Origin of the sequence: Polaribacter sp. Hel_I_88 (assembly GCF_000687935.1) — a bacterium.
Classification (GTDB): Bacteria; Bacteroidota; Bacteroidia; order Flavobacteriales; family Flavobacteriaceae; genus Polaribacter.
The window spans coordinates 3,079,819-3,103,764 of record NZ_JHZZ01000001.1 but is presented as its reverse complement, the minus strand read 5'-3'; the positions used below and the strand labels follow the sequence as shown (position 1 = coordinate 3,103,764).

General features: G+C 29.1%; 24 protein-coding genes. 20 read left to right on the top strand and 4 right to left on the bottom strand.

Annotated elements, in window-relative coordinates:
• Window positions 1-61: 61 nt before the first annotated feature.
• The 4 genes from P161_RS0113750 (at window position 62) to P161_RS0113735 (ending at window position 5,729) form a co-directional block, all read left to right on the top strand.
• Window positions 62-1,690, top strand: coding sequence for an acyl-CoA carboxylase subunit beta (locus P161_RS0113750; protein WP_026777511.1), 1,629 nt, complete (start codon window positions 62-64; stop codon window positions 1,688-1,690).
• 8 nt (window positions 1,691-1,698) lie between these two features.
• Entirely contained in the window at window positions 1,699-2,331 is a 633-nt protein-coding gene (locus P161_RS0113745; protein ID WP_026777510.1) for a hypothetical protein, read from the top strand.
• A 114-nt stretch (window positions 2,332-2,445) separates the two neighbouring features.
• On the top strand, window positions 2,446-4,539 hold the full coding sequence (gene pta / locus P161_RS0113740) for a phosphate acetyltransferase (RefSeq protein WP_026777509.1): 2,094 nt from the start codon (window positions 2,446-2,448) through the stop codon (window positions 4,537-4,539).
• 2 nt (window positions 4,540-4,541) lie between these two features.
• Window positions 4,542-5,729 carry an acetate/propionate family kinase gene (locus tag P161_RS0113735; RefSeq protein ID WP_026777508.1) on the top strand — a complete coding sequence of 396 codons (1,188 nt, stop codon included), beginning with the start codon at window positions 4,542-4,544 and terminating at the stop codon, window positions 5,727-5,729.
• Window positions 5,730-5,858: 129 nt separating this feature from the next.
• On the opposite strand, the gene P161_RS0113730 is transcribed toward P161_RS0113735, so the two are convergent.
• On the bottom strand, window positions 5,859-6,854 hold the full coding sequence (locus tag P161_RS0113730; RefSeq protein WP_026775323.1) for an IS110 family transposase: 996 nt from the start codon (window positions 6,852-6,854) through the stop codon (window positions 5,859-5,861).
• A gap of 468 nt (window positions 6,855-7,322) precedes the next feature.
• On the opposite strand from P161_RS0113730, the gene P161_RS0113725 reads away from it, so the two are divergent.
• A complete protein-coding gene (locus P161_RS0113725) occupies window positions 7,323-8,039 on the top strand; it encodes a YebC/PmpR family DNA-binding transcriptional regulator (protein ID WP_026777507.1) in 717 nt (238 codons plus the stop codon).
• A 76-nt stretch (window positions 8,040-8,115) separates the two neighbouring features.
• Here P161_RS0113725 and P161_RS0113720 read toward each other — a convergent pair whose 3' ends face one another.
• Complete coding sequence (locus tag P161_RS0113720) at window positions 8,116-8,916, bottom strand: TIGR00266 family protein (protein WP_026777506.1); 801 nt, start codon at window positions 8,914-8,916, stop codon at window positions 8,116-8,118.
• A gap of 194 nt (window positions 8,917-9,110) precedes the next feature.
• Here P161_RS0113720 and P161_RS19800 point away from each other — a divergent pair, with 194 nt between their 5' ends.
• Window positions 9,111-9,257, top strand: a complete 147-nt coding sequence (locus P161_RS19800; RefSeq protein ID WP_197026357.1) for a hypothetical protein — start codon at window positions 9,111-9,113, stop codon at window positions 9,255-9,257.
• 123 nt (window positions 9,258-9,380) lie between these two features.
• Here P161_RS19800 and P161_RS0113710 read toward each other — a convergent pair whose 3' ends face one another.
• Window positions 9,381-9,839 carry a DUF4442 domain-containing protein gene (locus P161_RS0113710; protein WP_026777505.1) on the bottom strand — a complete coding sequence of 153 codons (459 nt, stop codon included), beginning with the start codon at window positions 9,837-9,839 and terminating at the stop codon, window positions 9,381-9,383.
• 243 nt (window positions 9,840-10,082) lie between these two features.
• Between P161_RS0113710 and P161_RS0113705 the strand changes: the two genes are divergently transcribed.
• From P161_RS0113705 to P161_RS19950, 10 genes are all read left to right on the top strand, one after another.
• The gene (locus tag P161_RS0113705; RefSeq protein ID WP_026777504.1) at window positions 10,083-10,523 is read left to right on the top strand and encodes a DUF4870 domain-containing protein; all 441 of its coding nucleotides are present in this window, start codon (window positions 10,083-10,085) and stop codon (window positions 10,521-10,523) included.
• A gap of 235 nt (window positions 10,524-10,758) precedes the next feature.
• Window positions 10,759-11,103, top strand: a complete 345-nt coding sequence (locus P161_RS0113700) for a PadR family transcriptional regulator (protein WP_026777503.1) — start codon at window positions 10,759-10,761, stop codon at window positions 11,101-11,103.
• Window positions 11,096-12,784: a PspC domain-containing protein gene (locus tag P161_RS0113695; protein WP_026777502.1), complete on the top strand. Its 1,689-nt coding sequence runs from the start codon at window positions 11,096-11,098 to the stop codon at window positions 12,782-12,784. The genes P161_RS0113700 and P161_RS0113695 overlap by 8 nt, the downstream gene beginning before the upstream one ends.
• A gap of 106 nt (window positions 12,785-12,890) precedes the next feature.
• Entirely contained in the window at window positions 12,891-13,616 is a 726-nt protein-coding gene (locus P161_RS0113690) for a head GIN domain-containing protein (RefSeq protein WP_026777501.1), read from the top strand.
• A gap of 112 nt (window positions 13,617-13,728) precedes the next feature.
• Entirely contained in the window at window positions 13,729-14,196 is a 468-nt protein-coding gene (locus P161_RS18655) for a DUF4440 domain-containing protein (RefSeq protein WP_051605760.1), read from the top strand.
• Window positions 14,197-14,644: 448 nt separating this feature from the next.
• Window positions 14,645-15,793: an ergothioneine biosynthesis protein EgtB gene (gene egtB / locus P161_RS0113680; protein ID WP_026777500.1), complete on the top strand. Its 1,149-nt coding sequence runs from the start codon at window positions 14,645-14,647 to the stop codon at window positions 15,791-15,793.
• Window position 15,794: 1 nt separating this feature from the next.
• Window positions 15,795-16,742, top strand: coding sequence for an L-histidine N(alpha)-methyltransferase (locus P161_RS0113675; protein ID WP_026777499.1), 948 nt, complete (start codon window positions 15,795-15,797; stop codon window positions 16,740-16,742).
• Window position 16,743: 1 nt separating this feature from the next.
• Entirely contained in the window at window positions 16,744-17,415 is a 672-nt protein-coding gene (locus P161_RS0113670) for an aspartate/glutamate racemase family protein (protein ID WP_026777498.1), read from the top strand.
• A 184-nt stretch (window positions 17,416-17,599) separates the two neighbouring features.
• Complete coding sequence (locus tag P161_RS0113665; protein WP_026777497.1) at window positions 17,600-18,373, top strand: NYN domain-containing protein; 774 nt, start codon at window positions 17,600-17,602, stop codon at window positions 18,371-18,373.
• Between the two features lie 189 nt (window positions 18,374-18,562).
• Window positions 18,563-19,918 (top strand): transposase, encoded by a 1,356-nt coding sequence (locus P161_RS19950; protein ID WP_026775079.1) that lies wholly within the window; start codon window positions 18,563-18,565, stop codon window positions 19,916-19,918.
• Window positions 19,919-20,101: 183 nt separating this feature from the next.
• Here the strand turns inward: P161_RS19950 and P161_RS0113655 are convergent, their stop codons facing one another.
• Window positions 20,102-20,509, bottom strand: coding sequence for a DUF2721 domain-containing protein (locus P161_RS0113655; RefSeq protein ID WP_026777496.1), 408 nt, complete (start codon window positions 20,507-20,509; stop codon window positions 20,102-20,104).
• 102 nt (window positions 20,510-20,611) lie between these two features.
• Here P161_RS0113655 and P161_RS0113650 point away from each other — a divergent pair, with 102 nt between their 5' ends.
• From P161_RS0113650 to pdhA, 4 genes are all read left to right on the top strand, one after another.
• Window positions 20,612-21,373, top strand: a complete 762-nt coding sequence (locus P161_RS0113650; protein ID WP_026777495.1) for a DUF1206 domain-containing protein — start codon at window positions 20,612-20,614, stop codon at window positions 21,371-21,373.
• Window positions 21,374-21,403: 30 nt separating this feature from the next.
• Window positions 21,404-22,072, top strand: a complete 669-nt coding sequence (locus P161_RS0113645; protein WP_026777494.1) for a M15 family metallopeptidase — start codon at window positions 21,404-21,406, stop codon at window positions 22,070-22,072.
• A gap of 78 nt (window positions 22,073-22,150) precedes the next feature.
• Window positions 22,151-22,822, top strand: a complete 672-nt coding sequence (locus tag P161_RS0113640) for a hypothetical protein (protein WP_051605759.1) — start codon at window positions 22,151-22,153, stop codon at window positions 22,820-22,822.
• Window positions 22,823-22,955: 133 nt separating this feature from the next.
• Complete coding sequence (gene pdhA / locus P161_RS0113635; protein ID WP_026777492.1) at window positions 22,956-23,945, top strand: pyruvate dehydrogenase (acetyl-transferring) E1 component subunit alpha; 990 nt, start codon at window positions 22,956-22,958, stop codon at window positions 23,943-23,945.
• Window position 23,946: the final 1 nt, after the last annotated feature.

The following is a 23,946-nucleotide window of genomic DNA, read 5'->3' as shown; positions in this document are numbered from 1 at the left end:
TTATAAAATATTTCACATTTATATTCCTTAAATTAGCTGAAAATTAAGAAATCAAAAATCTATGGACATTAACTTTAATAAAAACGAAGATTACAATAAACTTTTAGCATCAGATTTAAAAAGACGTTTTGCCAAAGTAAAATTAGGTGGAGGTCAAAAAAGAATCGATAAACATCATGAAAAAGGTAAAATGACCGCTCGTGAAAGAGTTGATTTTTTATTAGATTCAAATAAAAAATCAATAGAAATTGGTGCTTTTGCAGGCGAAGATATGTATGCAGAACATGGAGGTTGCCCTTCAGGAGGTGTTGTTGTAAAAATGGGCTATATAAAAGGACAGCAATGTATTGTTGTAGCTAATGATGCCACTGTAAAAGCTGGAGCTTGGTTCCCAATTACAGGAAAAAAGAATTTACGAGCACAAGAAATATCCATAGAAAATAGATTGCCAATTATTTATTTAGTAGATTCTGCTGGTGTTTATTTACCAATGCAAGATGAAATTTTTCCTGATAAAGAACATTTTGGACGTATTTTTAGAAACAATGCAGTGATGAGTTCTATGGGAATTACACAAATTTCTGCAGTAATGGGAAGCTGTGTTGCTGGTGGTGCTTATTTACCAATTATGAGCGATGAAGCTTTAATTGTAGACAAAACTGCAAGTATTTTTTTAGCTGGTAGTTACTTAGTAAAAGCAGCTATTGGTGAAAGTATTGACAATGAAACTTTAGGAGGCGCAACTACGCATTGTGAAATTTCTGGAGTTACAGATTATAAAGCCAAAGATGATAAAGATGCTTTGGATAAAATAAAATTTATTGTTGATAAAATTGGCGATTATGACAAAGCTGGTTTTAGCAAAACTGAATCTTTTGAGCCAAAAGAAAATCAAGATGATATCTTTGGGATTTTACCAAAAGAAAGAAACGCACAATATGATATGTTAGAAATCATAAAGCGTTTGGTAGATAATTCTGAATTTGAACAATACAAAGAAGGTTATGGACAAACAATCCTAACTGGTTATGCAAGAATTGATGGTTGGGCAGTTGGTATTGTTGCCAATCAACGTAAATTAGTAAAAACTAAAAAAGGAGAAATGCAATTTGGTGGCGTTATTTACAATGATTCTGCTGATAAAGCTACTCGTTTTATTGCCAATTGTAATCAGAAAAAAATTCCATTAGTTTTCTTACAAGATGTTACTGGTTTTATGGTCGGTTCTAAATCTGAACATGGAGGAATTATAAAAGATGGCGCAAAAATGGTAAATGCTGTAAGTAATTCTGTGGTTCCAAAATTTACAATTGTTATTGGGAATTCTTATGGTGCAGGAAATTATGCTATGTGTGGTAAAGCTTACGATCCAAGATTAATTGTGGCTTGGCCAAGTGCTGAACTAGCTGTAATGAGTGGAAACTCGGCTGCAAAAGTGTTGTTACAAATAGAAACTGCATCACTTAAAAAACGTGGTGAAGAAATTACACCAGAAAAAGAAGCAGAACTTTTTGATAAAATAAAATCGCGCTATGACAACCAAGTTTCTCCTTATTATGCTGCTGCAAGAATTTGGACAGATGGTGTTATAAATCCTCTGGAAACTAGAACTTGGATTTCTATGGGAATCGAAGCTGCAAACCACGCTCCTATTGAAAAGAAGTTTAATATGGGTGTTTTACAGGTTTAAAAAATATTATGAAAAACTTAATTTTAATTTTACTATTATTTACATTTAGTAAACTCTTTTCTCAAAATATACCAATAAATTTAGCTTCAAGTAAAAATTATAAAGAGGCTACTATTTATTTTAAAGATGGATCATCAAAAATAGGATTTGCAGATTATAATTCTTTAGCAAACAGCAAAGTAAAATTTAAAGAATCTTTAGACGGAAAAAGAAAAAATTATGATTCCAGAAAAGTAAAAAGATTAGATTTCAATTTAGATAGCACCTCATATTACTATAAAAAAATAGGGAACACAAGAAAGTTTGTATTACTAAAATTATTAAAAAAAGGGGAAAGTATGTCCTTATATACAGCCCTTCATAAAGAAACAGATACAGCTCCATTTTCAGGAAATTCCAATGGGCTAGGTATAAGTATTTATAATAAAAAAGCTAGTTTTTATGAAACTTACTATTTTGCTAAAAATAATGATGACAAAGCTTTCTTTTTTTATAACGATACCAAAAGTTTAAGATTTAAAAAAAGTATTCGAAAATACTTTTCTAATTGTCCAAAATTCGTTGATAAAATTGATAATAATGAATTTGGAAAAGAAGATATTATAAAAGTTGTTGACTTCTACAATGAGGAATGTAAATAAGATTACAAATTTATGAAGCTTCAATAATAAAATTAAAAAACTAACCTTAATTAAATGACTAATATCACAATTAGTCATTTTTTTATGCCTTATTTTTGCAAGAAATTACAAAAAATGAGTAAATCCATATATATAACCACGATTGAAGCGAATAGTGGTAAATCACTAATTTCCCTTGGTATTTTAAGAATGATGTTAAATCAATCTTCTAAAGTTGGGTATTTTAGACCTATTATCAACAAAGGAGAAAACAACGAATTCGACAACCACACAAACACCGCAATTAATTATTTTAATTTAGATATTGATTACAAAGATTGTTTTGTGTACGAACAAAATGAAGTTGTAGAATTAATTAGCGAAGGCAAAACTGATGAAGTAATTCATAACATCATTAAAAAATACAAAAACCTAGAATCAATTTACGATTATGTGCTAATTGAAGGAACAGATTTTTCTGGTGATGGAGGTTTCACAGAGGTTGATGTAAACCTTATGATTGCTAAAAATTTAGGAGTTCCTGTATTAATTGTAGGTGCTGGAAATGGGAAAAAGAAAAAAGATTTTATCAACACAATGCAAATTACCTACAATTCTTTTGTGCAAAAAGAAGTAGATGTTATTGGTGTAATTGCGAACAAAACTGAAGTTGATGAAATTGATTATATTAGAGAACAATTGCATAAATCAATTCCTAAATCAGTACAAATTGATGTAATTCCAAAAGTAAACTATTTAGCATTTCCTACTGTAAAAGAAGTTGTTGATGCATTACAAGGAGAAATTTTATTTGGTGAGCAATTTTTAAATAATTCTATTGGCAGCTATAGCACAGGTGCCATGCAATTGCGAAATTACATTACTCGAATTAAAAAAAATGCGTTGGTAATTACTCCTGGAGACAGAGCTGATATTATTTTAGGAGCTTTACAGGCAAATGCTTCTAGCAATTATCCAAAAATTGCAGGGATTATTTTAACAGGAGGTTTAATCCCTGAAGATTCGATTCTTAAACTGATTGAAGGCGTACAATCTACCATTCCTATTATTTCTGTAAAAGGTGGCACTTTTGGTGTTTCGAATCAAATTGGTTCTGTTAAACCAAAAATTTATGCTAGCAATACAAAAAAAATTGTGTTAGCTCTAGATACTTTTGATAAACATGTAAATGAAAAAGGCTTAACAAGTATTTTATCAAGTTTTAATTCTGATAAATTAACACCAAGCATGTTTCAATATAATTTATTGCAAAAAGCAAGAGCAAGCAGAAAACATATTGTTTTACCAGAAGGTAATGATCCAAGAATTATTGAGGCAGCTGCACGTTTGCAATTATTAGATATTGTAGATTTAACGCTGTTAGGTAATAAAAAGGAAATTCAATTAAAATGTAATCAAATTGGTTTACAAATAAATTTAGATAAAATAAATATATTAAATCCAGAAGATTCTATTCATAATAACAATTTTGCAAAAACTTTATACGAAGCAAGAAAACACAAAGGTTTAACAGAAACCACAGCTCAAGATTTAACAAGAGATGTTTCTTACTATGGTACTTTAATGATTTTAAATGGTTTAGCAGATGGTATGGTTTCTGGCGCAATTCACACAACTATGCACACTATAAAACCAGCTTTGCAAATTATCAAAACAAAACCAGGTGTTTCTGTAGTTTCATCAGTATTTTTTATGTGTTTGTCAGACAGAGTTTCTGTAATGGGTGATTGTGCTGTAAATCCTAATCCGAATGCAGAACAATTAGCAGAAATTGCACTTTCATCAGCAGCGTCTGCAGAAGCATTTGGTATTAAAGCAAAAGTGGCAATGTTGTCTTATTCTTCAGGAAGTTCTGGAAAAGGAGAAGAAGTTGAGAAGGTAAGAAAAGCGACAGAAATTGCTAAAAAATTGAATCCAGATTTATTAATTGAAGGCCCCATTCAATATGATGCAGCTGTTGACATGTCTGTTGCAAAAACAAAAATGCCAGAATCTATGGTTGCTGGGCAAGCATCTGTGTTGATTTTTCCTGATTTAAATACTGGAAATAATACCTATAAAGCTATTCAGAGAGAAACTGGAGCTTTGGCAATTGGCCCAATGTTACAAGGATTAAACAAACCTGTAAACGATTTAAGTAGAGGTTGTACAGTCGATGATATTTTCAACACAGTTTTATTAACAGCTATTCAAGCAAATCAAGCATAAGTATGAATATTTTAGTTTTAAATGCGGGATCATCTTCTTTAAAATATCAAGTGATAGAAATGCCATCTCAAACTGTAGAATGTGTAGGTTTGGTTGAAAGAATTGGTTTTGATGATGCCATTTTTACACATGAAAAAAATGGTAAAAAACACTCTGAAAATCTATCTATTTTAAACCATGAAATAGGTTTACAAAAGATTGCAAAAACATTGTTAGATGCAAAAATTGGTGTTATAACTAATGTTGATGAAATTGAAGCTGTTGGGCATAGAGTGGTTCATGGAGGAAATAAATTTAGCAAAACTGTTGTAATTACAGCTGAAGTAAAAAATAGTATTCGTGATTTATTTGATTTAGCACCTTTGCACAATCCTGCAAATTTAAAAGGAATTGAAATTGCAGAAACCATTTTTACAACTGCAAAACAAATTGCTATTTTTGATACTGCTTTTCACCAAACAATGCCAAAAGAAGCGTATCAATATGCCATTGATAATTCGTATTTAAATGATTATAAAATAAGGGCATATGGATTTCATGGCACAAGTCATAAATATGTTTCAGAAAAAACTATTGAATATTTAGGAAAAGAAAAATCATCAAAAATTATTACAATTCATTTAGGAAATGGCTGCTCTATGTCTGCCATAAAAGATGGAAAAAGTATCGAAAATTCTTTAGGTTTTGGCCCTATGAATGGATTGATTATGGGAACTCGTTCAGGAGATATAGACCAATCTGTTATTTTCTTTCTGATGAAAAAATTAAACAAATCTGCTGATGAAGTTTCCAACTTATTAAACAAAGAATCTGGGATGCAGGGTTTAACTGGTTTTTCTGATTTACGAGAAATTTCTGAAAAAGCGGCTGAAGGAAATGAAAACTGCCAAAATGCTTTAGATTTAGCTGCTTATAGAATTAAAAAATATATAGGTTCATATGTTGCCATTTTAAACGGATTAGATGCCATAATTTTTACTGCAGGAATTGGAGAAAACTCAGCTATCATGAGAAAATTAGCTTGTGAAAATTTAGATTTTTTAGGTATCAATTTAGATGACAAAAAAAATAATATTCGCTCTAAAGAAATTAGAGAAATTCAAAGTAAATCATCAAAAGTAAAAATTTTAGTCATTCCAACTAATGAAGAGATTGAGATTGCAAAACAATCTTATGAACTTTTAAAATAATTATTACGAGTTTGTTTGATGAAAATGCCACGAATTCAAGAATTAAAAAGTAGATTGTGTGAAAAATTAAAAATCTCAAAAACCTTTCACTTCGTATTCTATGACTTTACCAAATATATTTTGATTTATTTACGCAGCATATTTTAATACATCTACATAAGGAGTTTGTCTTTTTATAGTAGCAAAAATTCGTGATAATAGTTTATTTCTTATGATGTTAATTGTGCTCATTTTATTTTTTCCTTGTTCGAGTCTTCTATGGTAAAATATTTTCATTTCTGGGTTATTTTGTATTGCTGATTTTGCACACATATCAAAGAGGCTTTTTATTTTTTTGTTAGCAAGATTACTCACTTTAGTTCTTCCTCTAATACTTGTTCCAGAGGTATTAGGGAAAGGTGCAATTCCACAATAAGAAGCAAACTTTCTCCAAGAAGCAAACTTTGTAAATCCGTTTGTTGTTACAATCATAAATAAAGCTGTCTGACTACCCACTCCTTTGATACTCACAATTAGTTTATATTGTTTTTTAAGTTGTTCATTAGCCTTAATTATTACGTTCATTTCAGCCTCAATATTCTTAATTTGTTTGGTAAAATATTTTATCATTTTCTCTTGGGTTTCTATAAGAAGTTGATTCTCTTTTCTAGTATAAATTCTTTTTTGTTCTTTAAGTGTTGCTTTATAACCAGCATTTTGTTTTACTAGCCTTTCTCTTAATGTTAATAAGCGTTTTAGTTGATGAATATTTTTTGATGGAAGTTTATAAGGTTTAATTTCATCTCTTAATCGATACCCATAAAGTGCTATTTTTGTGGCATCTACTTTATCATCTTTTCCTCTAGAAATACCAAGGGATTTCTTTATTTCTAAACCTGGAATTAGTGCAAAATAAAAGTTATTTATATCAAAAAATAATGAGATTTCTTCAGAATAAATACCTGTATGTTCTAAAACAAATAAAGTTTGCTCTTTAGAAATTGGGTTGTTTTTTTCGACCCATTTTACAAGTGCTTTAAATCCTTTTGAGTTGTTTTCAAATGATTGATAACACTGGTTACTGTGAATACGGACATCAAAAGTTAATTTGCTAATGTCAATACCAATAGTTTGTTTAATTTTCATAATTTTGTTTTGTGTTAGTAAAAGATGATTACGTTGACTAAAACCTTTAAAAGGGCGAAGCTGAAATTCTATTTGGTCCTTTGTAATCGGTAATAAAAGAATGGAGACTAATACGAAGTATAGATCTTATTAATCTGGACTTTTGACAAGTTCACTCCATTCTTTTTCATTAAAAAAGTAACAATTCTTTAGTGTTCTAAATATATGAATTAAATGCAATAATTATACTTTGCTAATCTAAAGGACTTTTTGGAGAAGTCTTAAAAGAGTTAGAGCATAAAGTTGAGCAAGATTATGTGATTTCTCCTATCGTCGAAAAGACAAAACTAGGTCTTAATTATTATCAATTATTTCTTTCTAATTCGTGAATTTGTGACATTATTTTAAACAAAAAGTCCCTAATAAAATAATTGTAAACCAACTTACTTATTTTTACATTTGTAAGCATTTAAAAAACAAACAACAGAAATGGGTAGAGCATTCGAATTAAGAAAAGGACGTAAAATGAAGCGTTGGTCAGCAATGGCAAAAACCTTTACTAGAATTGGTAAAGATATTGTGATGGCTATAAAAGAAGGTGGTCCAAATCCTGAAGCAAACTCGCGTTTAAGAGCTGTTATGCAGAATGCTAAGGCAGCAAATATGCCAAAAGACAATGTTGAAAGAGCCATAAAAAAAGCAACTGACAAAGATACAGCAGATTATAAAGAAGTACTTTTTGAAGGCTATGCTCCTCATGGAATTGCCATTCTTTTAGAAACTGCAACCGATAATAATAACAGAACTGTTGCTAATATTAGAGCCGCTTTTAATAAAAATGATGGAAATTTAGGAACTTCTGGTTCTGTTGTTTTTATGTTTGATCACGTTTGTAATTTCACTTTAAAGAAAGAAGATATTACTACAGATTTAGAGGAATTAGAATTAGAATTAATTGATTTTGATGTGGAAGAGGTTTTTGATGATGAAGATGGAATTATAATTTATGCTCCTTTTGAGCAATTTGGTTCTTTACAATCTTATTTTGAAGAAAATAATATAGAAATTTTATCTTCTGGATTTGAAAGAATTCCGACATCAACTGTAAAATTAAATGATGAACAAAAAGCTGATGTTGAAAAATTATTAGAAAAATTAGAAGAAGATGATGATGTAAATTCTGTGTATCATTCTATGGAAAATTAATTTCCTTCTAGTTCTTAAATATAAAAAACCTAAACTTTTCTAAAAGTTTAGGTTTTTTTATTAAAAGTCATGTGGTTTAAAATCTATTATCACCATCTAATAAATTACCAATGCCACCTAAAACAGAGCCTTCTCCTCTACTTCCATTGCCTGTTTGTGGAGCCATTGCCAACACTCTACCTGCTAATCTGCTAAAAGGTAAAGATTGAATATAGACAGTTCCTGGACCACGTAAAGTTGCAAAAAATAAACCTTCGCCACCAAAAACAGTATTTTTTATACCACCAACAAACTCAATATCATAATCTACCTCTTTTGTAAAACCGACAATACAACCTGTATCAACTTTTAAAACTTCACCAGGTTTTAAGACTTTTTTAGCCATAGTTCCTCCTGCATGAATAAAGCCTAAACCATCACCTTCGATTTTTTGCATGATAAAACCTTCGCCACCAAATAACCCTCTTCCTAACTTTTTAGAGAATTCAATTCCGATTGAAACTCCTTTTGCAGCACATAAAAAAGCATCTTTTTGACAGATAAATTTTCCTCCAAATTCGGCTAAATCAATGGGAATTATTTTTCCTGGATAAGGTGATGCAAAAGAGATTTGCTTTTTGCCAATTCCATCGTTTGTAAAAACGGTCATAAATAAACTTTCACCCGTTAAAATTCGTTTTCCAGCAGAAAATATTTTACCTAAAATACCTTTTTCTTGATTAGATCCATCACCAAAAATGGTATTCATTTTAATGTGGTCATCCATCATCATAAAAGTACCAGCTTCTGCAACAACTCCTTCTTGAGGATCTAATTCAATTTCTACAAATTGCATTTCTTCTCCGAAAATCTTATAATCAATTTCGTGAGCATTCATAGTGATATTTCTTTTTGGGGAATTGTTTGGTAGCTTATCTTGAAACATAGTTTTAGTATTTTAGTTATATTTATAAGATGATTAAGATATTGTTTTGTTACATAAATGGACAAAATAATCCTTAAATTTAATAATTTCTTAAGATTATATTGATATCAGAATTTTAAAATTTAAACTATTTTTGAAAAAAAATTATGAAATATTTATCTCCAGAATTAGAAGCTTTTTACAAACAATTTGAAACCACTAAATCTTTAGCTCGTAAAAGTGTTTCTTGTGGAATTTTTCAAGATTGTGATTATAAAGAGAAAAAACCTGAAATTCATCGAAAGAAAAAATAGATTTTTTTGAATACGAACTGCTCTCAAATTATCTAAGTTTTAAGGATTTTTATTTTTTTTAGTAACATTTTTACAACATCAGTTTTCCCTAGAGCTTGTATTGAGCAAAGTCGAAATAGGGAATTAAAGAGGTTTTACTCTCAAACTCCAATGAAAACTAAAGTTAGAAACCACTACTCCATCTTTGTTTTTACCTTCGGATGTTAAAACAATCTTTTGTCCTTCTCCTGTTTCTATCGATTTCTGAATGGCTTCTCTTATTTCATTTCCTCCAGTACAAGAAAATGTAATTTTACCTGTAGCTTTTTTAAAAAAGTCTGCCTCTTGATGTGTTACTAGCATGGAAACTTTACGTTTAGAATTTTCAATAGCTTGCATTACTAAGATTCCTGTAGGCATTTCTGCAGCCATTCCTTGTGCAGCCCAAAACATACTTTTAAACGGATTTTGATTCATCCATTTATGTTTTATAGTTACAATCGCTTCCTTTTCTGTAATCGATTTTACTCTTACACCTCCAAAATATGCCAAAGGAAGTTTTATAAAATTGAAAAAATTGACTTTTGCAGGTGTAAGTTTCATTTTTTAGATTGATTTTTTTAAAGTTTTTATTAAAAACAGATTGTTAATTTATTTTTATTTATTTTATTAATCTGCTTTCAAAGATAGCTAAATTTTAATTAAAGTCAGTAATAACAATAGTTTTAAAGCTTTTTATTCATTTTTGAATATGTTAAAAAAATGTTAATTATAGTACTATGTATTGCACAATACCTTTTTAAGAACATATATTTGCATAAGCAAGTATTATATCAAACTTAAAAAATGAAAAATAATAACGAAAATACCAACGCATTTTTAATTCATATTTCTGCATTTGCAGGTTTTATGTTTCCATTTGGCAATATTATTACGCCTTTAATTGCTTGGCAAACCTTAAAAGATAGAAGTACTTTTTTAGATGAACAAGGCAAAGAAGCTGTAAATTTTAATATTAGTTATACGCTATATGTATTTCTTTTAACAATATTATTTATTCCTTTTGCTTTTGGTTCTTTGTTTAACAGAAACAGAAATCACTTAAATTGGAACAACTTAGATATAAATTTCGATTTTGGTTTTGATAACATTTTTGGATTTTTGGGTTTTGGCTCTATTGCAGGAATTATTTACATTTTAGGAATTGTATTAGTAATTATAGCCTCTATAAAAGCAAAAGATGGCGAAAATTATAAATATCCGTTTACGATAAAGTTTGTGAAATAAGCCTCCCCTAGCCCCTCCAAAAGAGGGGAACAGATTGAAAACGGAAAGGCCTCCCTTAATCCCTCCAAAAGGAGGAAAATGATTGAAAACAGAAAAAAGCTGAAACAAGTTCAGCGTAAAAATTAAAATATGATTTTAACGAATAAAATGCTCACACAACAGTTCCTTCCTTTCGCCTGCATTGAGCTTAGACGAAATGGGAAGGTTAGGATGGGCTTCTTAACACATTATATATATGAAGATTGAAAACACAAAAGCACAAATGCGTAAAGGTGTTTTGGAATTCTGTATTTTATCCATCTTAAAAAATGGAGATGCTTACACTTCTGAAATACTCGAAACACTAAAAGAAGCTGAAATGATTGTGGTTGAAGGAACCATTTATCCACTTTTAACACGACTCAAAAATGCAGGTTTGCTTACCTATAGATGGGAAGAATCCACTTCTGGACCTCCAAGAAAATATTATGTTTTAACAGAAAATGGAGGCATGTTTTTAAAGGAATTAAACAAAACATGGAACAATTTAATCAACTCAGTAAGTCAAGTAACTAGCAAAAAACCAACTACCAATGAATAAGACTATCAACATAAATTTAGGCGGATTTTTCTTTCATATAGATGAAGTTGCCTATCAGAAATTAAGAAGATATTTAGAATCTATTTCTAGATCTTTGAGCGACGATCCTCAAGGAAAAAATGAAATTATTGCAGATATTGAAGCACGAATTAGCGAGCTTTTATCAGAAAAAATAACGGATGTAAGACAGGTTGTTAACGAAGGTGATATTGATGATATTATTAAGATAATGGGGCAACCAGAAGATTATGCAGATGCTGAAGAGGCTTATAGCGATGCTAGTTATTCTTATCAAAGAAATACAGCTTCTAGCAGAAAATTATTTAGAGATGGAGATGACAAATTTTTGGGTGGTGTTTGTTCTGGTATTGGGCATTATTTTAATATTGATGTTATTTGGATACGTATTTTATTTATAGTTTTATTTGCCTCTGGTTTTTCTCCTTTAGCCTACATTATACTTTGGATTTTGTTGCCAGAAGCAAAAACAACCGCAGAAAAATTACAAATGGAAGGCGAACCTGTAAACATCGATAACATCGAAAAAAAGATTCGTGAAGAGTTTAATAATATGTCAGAAAACGTTACTGTATTTGCCAACAAAGCATCCGAAAAAATAAAAGATGGTGCAAATGAATTTTCTGATAAAATGAATAAAACGTTTTCAGCAAAGACAAAAAAAAATAACGGAGCAAGCGATTTTGTAGATACAATTGGTAAAATTATACTCGCTATTTTTAAAGTAATTGGCAAGTTTATTGGTATCATTATAATTTTTGTTTCTGCTGCTGTTATTTTATCTCTAATTATTGGAGGGTTTTCTATCGGAAGTTTAGAGTGGTTAAATGTAGATGGTTTGGAGTATCCACCTTTCTTTTACGAAGCTAAATTACCTGTTTGGCTGCTTACTTTAGCAGGACTATTTTTAATTGGAATTCCGTTTTTAATCTTATTTATTTTAGGATTAAGAATTTTATCTAGCAACGTACAAAAGTTAAGCAAACCTGCATCATTATCATTATTAGGTATTTGGATTGTTTCTCTTTTAGCACTAATTTTTACGGGATTAGATTTTGGAACATCGCATGCAAATTATGGGCAATCATCAACAAAAAATTCTTTGAACCTTATTGCCAATGATACTTTACAAATTAAAATGGTAAATGATGATACTATTTATTTCAAACCCACTTTAAGAAGAAGTTCTCGAAAAGAAGAAGTAGAAATTGATGGCGAAAAAATGGTGTATACGAATAATATAAGAGTTGATGTTAGAAAAAGTTCTTCTGATGAAAGTTACTTAATTGTTCAAAAAGAATCAAAAGGAAAAAGTAAAAGTAGCGCAAGTTTAAATTCAGAAAAAATTAGATACAAATTTAAAATTGTAGATAATACTATTATTTTAGATGCTTACTTTTTATCTGATTTTAAAAATATCTGGAAAGATGAAGAAGTAAACCTAATCTTTTACATACCAGAAAATGTATTTGTTTATTTTGATGTAACCACAAAATACTTTTTATCAAACATTGATAATGAAGAGGATATTTATGATAAAGAAATGGTAGATCATCACTTTAAAATGACATCTAAAAACTTAACATGCACAGATTGTGAAGTTAAAGATGATGAAAAAGTCATTGAAATTAAACAAGAAACTGAACCTGAAAAAGAAGACTAAGTTGTTTTTATACAATTCAGTACAAAAAAACAACAGTTGGGCAACCAAACTTTCTTTTTAAACGTCTATTTAAAGAACTTTGAAGTATAATACAAAAACAACCATTATGAAAACATCAATCAAAACATTTTTTTCAGTACTATTTTTAGCAACAATTTTAAGTTCTTGTAACGCAAATATGTTTAATAGCGTTAACGGAAATAAAAATGTAATTACAGAAAACAGAAGTGCTAAAGCAGATTTTACAAAAATAACCATTAGCACAGGTTTAGATTTGTACATAACTCAAGGTTCTAAAAATGAAATTATTGTAGAAGCTGATGAAAATCTGCACGATATTATTTTTACAGAAATTAACGAAGGTGTTTTAAAAATTTATTCGGAAAAGAATATCTGGAGAGCAGAAGCTAAAAAGATTCATGTTACTGTAACAAATTTAGACGCAATTACTGCTACAAGTGGTGCAGATGTGTATGCTGAAGAAATGATAAAAACAGAAATGATGGCTGTTATTGCTACAAGTGGTGCAGATATTAGACTTTCTTTAGATGCTGATTCTGTAAGCACTGCAGCTACAAGTGGTGCTGGGATTAAAATTTCAGGAATTGCAAACAATCACACAGCTACTGCAACAAGTGGTGCTTCTATTAACGGATATGACTTAGAGAGTAAAAATGCGACTGTTAAGGTTACAAGTGGTGCAGATATTAACATTTATGCTTCAGAAAATATAGATGCAGTTGCTACAAGTGGTGGAGATATCGATTTTAAAGGAAACCCAAAAAAGGTAAAAAAGACATCAACTTCTGGTGGAAGTATTTCTGCTAAATAAAAATAGAATTAATTAGATCAATCAACCAAAATTAGATTTCTTGAGGTTTTATAAAAGCCTCAAGATTTCTTTAACTCATCTTACTTTTAACAGATCTTAAAAACAATTAATTATGAATTCACTTTTAGCATCCTTTAAAGAATCTGCTTTTTACAAATTAGTAATTGCTATAAGTGTATTTCTTTTTAGTTTGATAAGCACTGCACAAGTTGATAAAAATTCTGAAATTTATAAAGTATTAAAAGCGAATGACAGTATTATTTTTGATAGAGCTTTTAACAATTGTGAGGTTGATAAATTAGAACTGATTATCGCTGAAGATATTGAGTTTTATCATGATATTGTTGGTGTTCAAAATAGAGAAGAGTTTATAAATGCTGTTAAAAACAACATTTGTACAAACCCTGGAACTTTTACAAGAAAGTTAGTTGAAAACTCTTTAGAAGTGCATCAACTTAAAAACAATGGAAAAGTTTATGGTGCAATTCAAAATGGCAAACACGATTTTTACGTTAAAGAAAATAATAAAAATTCGCAAAACAGGCACTGCACAATTTACACATCTTTGGATTTTAGATAACAATAAATGGAAATTAAAACGCGTTTTAAGTTTCGATCATAAAGATAGCAAAGAATAAAAATTTATGAGAAAGCTAACTTCTCATATTCTTACTAATACTTGGTTTTATTAGTTTACTTGGTAAGTCGTCGTTTTTATTTTAAAAACGAGGCTTACTTTTTTTTTGTGTAAAACTTAAAAAAAATAATTTTCTGAAACATAATAGTAAAATTTAACTCTTAAGTATTTAAGAGGGACTTACATGTTTTCATTTTATAAGTGCTTCCATTTTAATAAAAGTATTTTTAAACATAACTTTTAATATTTGCTGATTCAGATTTAATTGTAACGCATTCAATAAGAATTTTAACTTTTAAATCTTTAATTATTATATTAGTCTAATTATTTGTTTTAAACAACACAAAAAAATCAAGCTCTATAAATAAAGAGCATTTTAAACAAAAAATAAATGAGCTTATTACATAAATATCAGCTAATAAGACAAAAAACTATTGAGTTTTGCAGTCTTTTAGAAATAGAAGATTATGCAGTTCAGGTGGTTGATTTTGCAAGTCCTGCAAAATGGCATTTGGCACATACAACTTGGTTTTTTGAAACTTTTATTTTAAAAAATCATGCAAAAAATTACCACGAGTTCGATAAAAACTTCAACTATCTTTTTAATAGCTATTATAATACTGTTGGTGAAAGAATTTTACAAAACAACAGAGGTAATATGTCAAGACCCAGTACTAGTAAGATTTTAGATTATAGAAAATACGTAGATGCTAAAATGCAGGAATATTTAAAGGATATTTCTGATAAAAAAGTGACAGATTTAATTACACTTGGTTTAAATCATGAGCAACAACATCAAGAATTATTAATTACAGATGTGAAATATATGCTGGGACACAACCCTATTTTTCCAAGTTTAGATGCAGCTTATAATCTAGTAAAAGACAGCAATACAGACTCAAAATGTATAAAAATAAAAGCTGGAGTTTATGATATTGGCTATCAAGGAACCGATTTTTGTTACGATAATGAATTAGGAGTTCATAAAGTTTATGTTGATGATTTTGAAATAAATAATTACTTCATAACTAATGGAGAATATATAGAGTTTATGAATGCTGGTGGCTATTCAGATTTTAATCTTTGGTTAGATGAAGGTTGGAGTTGGGTAAATAATGAACAAATTAATTCGCCTTTATATTGGCATAAAATGAATAACAAATGGCATTATTACACGCTTGCAGGAATGCAAAAAGTAGATGAAAATGCAATACTTTGTCACATTAATTATTATGAAGCTAGTGCTTTTGCAGAATGGAAAGGAATGCGTTTGCCAACCGAATTTGAATGGGAAATTGCTTCCAACAATTTAGATTGGGGAAAACGTTGGGAATGGACAAACAGTGCTTATTTGGCATATCCAAGATTCGAAAAAGAAAATGGCGCTGTTGGCGAATATAATGGCAAATTTATGAGCAATAAAATGGTTTTAAGAGGTGCTTCTGTAGCAACTTCTAAAAATCATAGTAGAAACACGTATCGTAACTTTTTTCACACTTCTGATAGGTGGCAATTTACAGGTTTAAGATTAGTAAAATAATATGAACAATATATTTAAGAAAGAAGTTCAGCAAGGTTTAGATTCAACACCTAAAAAATTACCCTCAAAATATTTTTATGATAAAATAGGAGACGCACTTTTTGTTAAGATCATGAATTCACCTGAATATTATTTAACAAGATGTGAGTTTGATATTTTTAAAAACAAAACCCACGAGTTAATCAATTCGTTTGATATTCAAAAAGATTCTTATTTTGAGTTAATTGAATTAGGAGCTGGTGATGGCTTAAAAACCAAGGAATTACTAAAAGTTTTAGTTAATGAAAACTACAATTTTGACTATTTCCCTATCGATATTTCTTCGAATGCTTTATCACTTTTAAAAGAAAATTTAAAAAGTGAAATTCCCAAATTATCCATAAAAACACTACAAGGAGATTATTTTAAAGTTTTAGACACCTTAAAAACGAGTAAAAATCCTAAAATAATTTTGTTTTTAGGCTCCAATATAGGAAATATGAATGATGAATTAGCCTCAAAATTTATTTACAATTTAGGTGATAATCTTAATTCAGGAGATAAGTTATTGTTAGGTGTAGACTTGATAAAATCGGAAGAAATTGTGGGGCCAGCTTATAATGATAGTCAAGGAATTACTGCAAAATTCAACATGAACTTACTTGATAGAATTAACAAGGAATTAGAAGCTAATTTTAATATCAACCAATTTAAACATCACCCAGAATATAATGAGGAAGAAGGCATTGCAAAGAGCTTTATAATGAGTACAGCAGATCAATCAGTAGAAATTAAAGCCATTGGTAAAAAATATCACTTTAAAAAAGGAGAAAAAATTCACACTGAAATTTCAAGAAAATATAATGATGATTTGATAAAAAAAATTATTTCAAAGACCGATTTTAGTTTAAAAACTAAAATTTTGGATAGCAAAGCTTATTTTGCTGATTATGTTTTAAATAGAAACTAATATGATAAAAAATAAACTTGCAATATTAGGACTTGGTAGTAGAACAACTTCCTTTTATTTAAAGAACCTAAACAAGATTTACAATAGAGAAAAAGGCGGTTTTAGTACGTGTCCGTTTTTACTTTTAAATGCAGATTTTAATACCATAAATTCACTGTTACCTTATGTTTCAGAAAAGTTAGATAATGCAGTTTCTCAATACACAAATCAAATAAATAGTTTAAAAGTTGATTCTTTACTAGTACCAAATATTACGCTTCACAAAACCATTGATCGATTGACTATTTCTCAAAACATTATTCATCCTGTTCATCTAAGTATTAAAAAAATTAAAGAGAACAAATGGAAAAAAGTAGTGCTATTTGGTTCGCTATTTAGTATGAAATCCGATTATATTAAAAATCAATTTAAAGCAAATAATATTGAAGTAATTTTACCTAATGAAGAAGATATGGTTTTTATTGATGAAGTACGAAAACAAATTTACGATGAAATTGAAACTGATGATTTGATAAAAAAATACCATTCAATAATTTATAAATATTCTGAAGAAAACCCAGTAATTTTATCTTGTACAGAACTTTCTATTTTAAAACCAAAAGAACATAAAATGTTGTTAGATATGGCAGAAATACAAATGGAAGGAGCCATACATCAAGTTTTAGTTGACTAAATTCAGAAACTAAAAAAATTTGATTTTCACTTCACTATACATACGAACTCAAATATTATATGTCGTTTTAATTTGCTAACTTTCCTTTTTAATAACACATTTAAAATTTCAGGAATTAGGTCATAAAAAAAACTATCATTCTCATTTAATCAACATAAAAAAACACTCAAAACTTTATAATCAAATGGAAAACAAATTCAATATTTCAGTATTAATAGATGGTGATAATGCTCAACCAAAACTCATTAAAGAAATTATTGATGAAGTTTCTAAATACGGAAAAGCAACTATTAGAAGAATTTATGGCGATTGGACATCGCAACAAATGAATAGTTGGAAAGCGATTATAAACCAACATTCTATTACTCCCATTCAGAAATTTTCTTACACAACTGGTAAAAACTCAACAGATGGCGCTTTAATTATTGATGCCATGGATATTTTGCATGGTAAAAATACAGAAGGTTTTTGTATTGTTTCTAGTGATAGTGATTATACTGGTCTTGCTAAAAGAATTCGAGAAGAAGGTTTGTTTGTTATGGGAATTGGAGAGAAAAAAACGCCAACTGCTTTTGTAAAATCTTGCGAAGTTTTTACGTTTACAGAAAACTTAAAAGAAGAATCTGAAGAAAATGAGGAAACTGAAGAAAAAACAACTTCTACATCAAAAACTACTAAAAAACCAACCACTAAAAAAGCAAAGGAAGCTACGCCAAATTTAAGACTTTCAAAAGACGATTGGAAAACAGTCATGAAAGCTTTTGATATTTCTACGGATGAAGAAGAAAAAGCACACATCTCTACTTTGGGTTTAAACATCCGTAAAATAGATCCTAGTTTTGATCCTAGAAGTTATGGTTTTAAAAGTTTATCAAAACTTTTTGCAAACATCGAAAAGTTTGAAGTAATTAAAAATGAAGTGAATGGTTTGAATCATCCTCTTTTGAAGATGAAATAGAAGTATTAAGAAAAGGTATCTAGAGAAACCTGTCAGTTCCAGTGACATTTCTTTTTCAGAAATTTTATATTGGCACTTTCAGAATTAAATAAACACTTGTTTATCAGTTAAATAAGTTGTATTTTAGATAAACCAAACCCCGTAAATAGGCAAAAAGCCTAAAAAACGGGGTTTTTCTTTTTTACAAATATGAAAATACGAAGAATTTCTGACTTCCAGTACTCTTTTTCTTTTTTATCCTCTACAGAGGAATTAGAAAAATTCAAAGCACGTTTTTTAATGTCTGATTTAGGTAAAATTTACAGTGCAATTCCTTGGAAAAATTTAGTCAAATCATTTAAAATTACAGAAGCTATCAAAGGACCAGACTGTATTTTTAGCCCTCAAGGAAAATTAGGTTTAATGTTTTTAAAACATTATGCTTGTTGTTCTGATAAGCGTTTGATTGAGCAGTTGAATTCCAATTATAATTATCAGTTTTTTTGTGGTATTTATTTAGGATTTGATACCCTTGAAAACTATAAAATAGTGAGTCAAATACGTTGCGAATTAGCTGCTGATTTAAACATTAGTTCAACAGAAAAAATACTATTTAATTATTGGAGTAAATATATTGATGAACAAGAAAAAGCAACAACAGATGCCACTTGTTATGAGAGTGAAGTTCGCTATCCAACAGATCAAAAACTATTGAAAGAATCTGTTGACTGGTGCTATAAACAAATGAAGATAATTTGTAAATCTTTAGGTGTAAAACTTCCTAGAACCAAATACTTGAAATGGTCAAAAAGATATGTTGGTTATAGTAAAATGCGAAGAAAAACAACAAAGAAAAGAACCTCCATAACAAGAGCTTTTTTAAAACTATTACGCAAATTATTAGCGGAGATTAAAACTCTTGAAAAACAACATTATTTTACAATGCCAAATCGTTTTTATAAAACACTAAATACAGTAAAAAAAATATTCTCACAACAGTATTTACTGTTTGAGAAAGGAGAAAAACCAAAGAATAGAATCGTAAGCATAAGCAAAGATTACTTACGTCCAATAGTGAGAGGAAAAGAGATAAAAAAAGTAGAATTTGGGGCAAAAGTAAACAAACTTCAAATTGATGGAATTAACTTTATACAGAAAATAAGTTTTGATAACTTTAATGAAGGGACACAATTTAAAAATACAGTTTATAAGGCACAAGGATTAACCAATAGGAAAATTAAAATACTTGGTGCAGATGCTATTTATGCAACGAATAAGAACAGAGTTTTTGCAACTTCAAACCATATACAAACAGACTTCAAACCTAAAGGAAGACCTTCAAAGCATCATAAAGAGCAAAAAAAGCTCAAAAAAATGATTACCAAAGAAAGAGCTTCTAGATTAGAGGGGGGTTTTGGTAAAGAAAAGGAACATTATCATCTAAAAAAGATAAAAGCGAAAACCAAACCAACAGAAATACTTTGGATATTCTTTGGTATTCATACTGCAAATTGCCTTGAAATTGGCAGAAGAATGCAAAATCAAATTTTACAAAAAGTAGCCTAAATTTTTAAAATAAAAATTAAAAACACAGGATAACTATGCAATAAGGTTACTGCGAAACATAAAAAAGGTATATAAATTAAAAAAGTGATAGAAAATTATAATTTTCTATCACTTTTTTAAAATAATTTTCAAAAAATTAAACTACTTCTGAAAGTGCCTATATTGAGAATAATCTTATAAAACTTACTTTTTCTTTAAATACTCTTCAATATCAGCAATGTGATGTTGTAGTGCTTGAGTAGAAATTTGAATTTCTTTGATTAACAATGCCAAAGAAATCAATAACAAAACTAAGCCTAAACCAAAAGCGTACACTGCAATTACTGTAGAGCCTATAAAAATCAAAAACATTGTTAATACACAGAATAACAAACTTGTAATTCCGAATATTTGCATCCATTTTGTCAAATTTAAACGCAATTTTAAATTTTTAATTTGTCTTAGGAGCGAATCGTCTTTTTCTTTTAAATACTTGTCATGCAAACTTCTTATAACAGAAGCGTATGCCAAAAACCGATTTGTATAAGCAAGCATAATCAAAGAAATTGCCGAAAATAAAAGCGCAGGAGTTGTTAAAGTAAGTTCATTCATAAGTTGCAAAATTAGCCATTTATTTGAAAAACATTCATATTTAAATTGATTGTATTATAATCAAACATCTTTTAACACTAATTTTGTTTTATATTATTAAAAATGATACAAAAAATACGAACTATAGGCTTTTATACAAAAGGATTTCTATACATTCTTTTAGGAATCTTAACCTTTTTAGCTGCTTTAAATCTTGGTGGAAAAGTTGCCAATAAAAATGGTGTTATTAAATTTTTGGAAGATCAAATTTTTGGAAAAATACTTTTAATTATTATTGGTCTTGGAATATTAGCTTATGCAATTTGGCGGTTTTTTAAAGCGTATAAAGTCTTAAAAAAAGAAGATAACAACAAAAAGTATTTCTTAAGCATCGATTTTTTTACAAGAGGAATTATTTATGGTTCTTTTGGGGTTTCTATTCTTTATAAAGTTTTTAATATTGCAAGTAAAGATGTTTCAAAAGAAACAATAGCATCCAATGTTTTAAAATTAGAAAATGGCCAATATATTTTATATGCAATGGCTATTATTGTATTTTTTTCTGCTTTAAATCAATTTTATATCGTGTATAAAAAAAACTATTTAAACAATATAAAAAAGTCAGAAAATATAGAATCATTCAGTTTTTTAAAAAAATCTGGCAAATTCGGAATAACATCAAGAGGTGTTTCCTTTTTAATTTTCGCATGGTTTATTTACAAAGCAGCATCCACCAAAAATCCTGATAAAATAAAAGGAACTCAAGAAATGTTTCGCTATTTGCATAGCTTGTCTTTTGGAGATATTTTAATGGCAGTTATGGCTTTGGGCTTTATTTCTTATGGAATTTTTCAATATTTTTATGCGAGATATAGCACGTATTAAACTTCCCTTCTTTTTTATTATTTTTGGGTTATGAAAAAAATACTGTACTTATTTATTTTCGCTTTTAGCGCGTTAAATTTTGCGCAAGAAATCCCTAATGGTTTTGTTTATTTGAGTGATGTAGATGCATCAATTCAAAAAGAATTAAGATATTTAAGCAACAATAATTTTATTGGTAAAAAAATTGATGGTTATAAAAATGATTGTGTAATTATAACAGCGCAAGCTGCACATCAACTTAAAAAAGTACAAGCACAACTTTTAAAAGAAGGGTTGAGTTTAAAAGTTTTTGATGCGTATAGACCACAAGAAGCCGTAAATCATTTTGTAAAATGGGCAAAAGTTTTGAGTGATACGTTAATGAAGCAAGAATATTACCCAAAAGTACCAAAATCGGAATTATTCAACCAAGGGTATATTGCATCAAAATCTGGACATACGAGAGGAAGTACAGTAGATTTAACAATTGTTAATACAAAAACTGGCAAAGAATTAGATATGGGAAGTCCTTATGATTTTTTCGGTGTTCAATCTCATCCTTTTTATCCAAATTTAACTAAAGAACAAAAAGAAAATAGAATGTTATTGCGCAAAATGATGTTAGAAAACAACTTTAAACCTTATGAAAACGAATGGTGGCATTTTACGTTAAAAAACGAACCTTTTAGAAATACTTATTTTAATTTTCCTGTAGAATAATATTTTTTAACAGTTTGTAAAGCACATGATATAAAATCGGCATTATATTTGTACTATAATTGCTATAAATATATTCTTATGAAATCACATTTAAAATACTTTTTTACAATTAGTTGTCTATTTTTATCGGCAACAATTTTCGCTCAATTAGACTCCAATAAAGGATCTAAAGAAGGTGGTAAAACAAAAGCAGTTATTTTAAATAACTCAAAAGAAGCCATCAAACCAAAATCTTTAGAAATTGACGGAACAAATGGCTTTAAAGAAGCTTTTGATAAAGAAAATGCAAAATTAAAAAAGAAGCAAGAAGAAGATAAATTAAATAACAAAGGGATTTTAACCAAAGAAAAACTAAACGAACAACGTTTTTTAAAATCGTTTAAAAAAATTAACGGTCAATATATTATTCCAAAAATAGACCAAGATTTAGGAACTTTTAGATCAGATTCTAAAAGTGTAAATATTATTTGTAGAGATTATCAATATCCAGATGGTGATAGAGTTACTATTTATGTAAACGATGTTCCAGTTATTTACAATTTAACCTTAGAGCAAAACTATCAGAAATTCAATATTCCTTTAAATGTTGGTATCAATACAATTGTTATTGAAGCCTTAAATCAAGGTACTTCTGGACCAAACACTGCAGCTTTTAAAGTTTTTAATGATGCTGGCATGTTAATTTCATCGAATGAATGGAATTTAGCAACAGGTGCAAAAGCAACATTAATTATTGCAAAAGACAAATAACAAACAGCTAGCGCAATCGTTTTCGCTAAATTCGTAAAACCTTGTTTTTTTATTCTACTTAAAACAGTTATTTTTGTAGTATTGTTAAATTAGAAACTGTTTAAACGATTAAACAAATCAATACATTATTTAAATGAAAGAAATCACCAAACAAACCTATTTAGATTGGTACAAAGACATGCTTTTTTGGCGTAAGTTCGAAGATAAATTAGCATCTGTTTACATTCAACAAAAAGTTAGAGGCTTTTTGCATTTGTATAATGGACAAGAAGCTATTTTAGCAGGCGCTTTACATGCTATGGATTTATCGAAAGATAAAATGATTACAGCATACAGAAACCATGTACAACCAATTGGTATGGGCGAAGATCCTAAAAAAGTAATGGCAGAATTGTATGGGAAAGCTACAGGTACTTCAAAAGGTATGGGTGGTTCTATGCATATTTTCTCAAAAGAATTTCGTTTTTATGGAGGTCATGGAATTGTTGGTGGTCAAATTCCTTTAGGTGCTGGTTTAGCTTTTGCTGATAAGTATAAAGGTAATGACGCTGTAACTTTATGTTGTTTTGGTGATGGAGCTGCAAGACAAGGTTCTTTGCATGAAGCTTTTAACATGGCAATGTTATGGAAATTACCTGTAATTTTTATTGTTGAAAATAATGGGTATGCAATGGGTACTTCTGTTGCTAGAACTGCAAACCATACAGATATTTGGAAACTTGGTTTAGGATATGAAATGCCTTGTGGACCTGTAGATGCTATGAATCCAATTAAAGTTGCTGAAGCTGTAGATGAAGCTATTGAAAGAGCAAGACGTGGAGATGGCCCAACTTTCTTAGAAATGAAAACATACAGGTATAGAGGTCACTCAATGTCTGATGCACAGCATTATAGAACAAAAGACGAAGTTGAAGAATATAAAAAAATAGACCCGATTACTCAAATAAGAGAAGTTATTTTAGAAAAAGGGTTTGCTAATGAAGAAGAAATTGCTTCAATGGATAAAGAAGTGAAGGCAAAAGTAAAAGAATGCGAAAAGTTCGCAGAAGATTCTCCATATCCTGAAACTCAACAGATGTATGATATGGTTTATGAACAAGAAGATTATCCTTTTATAAAATAAA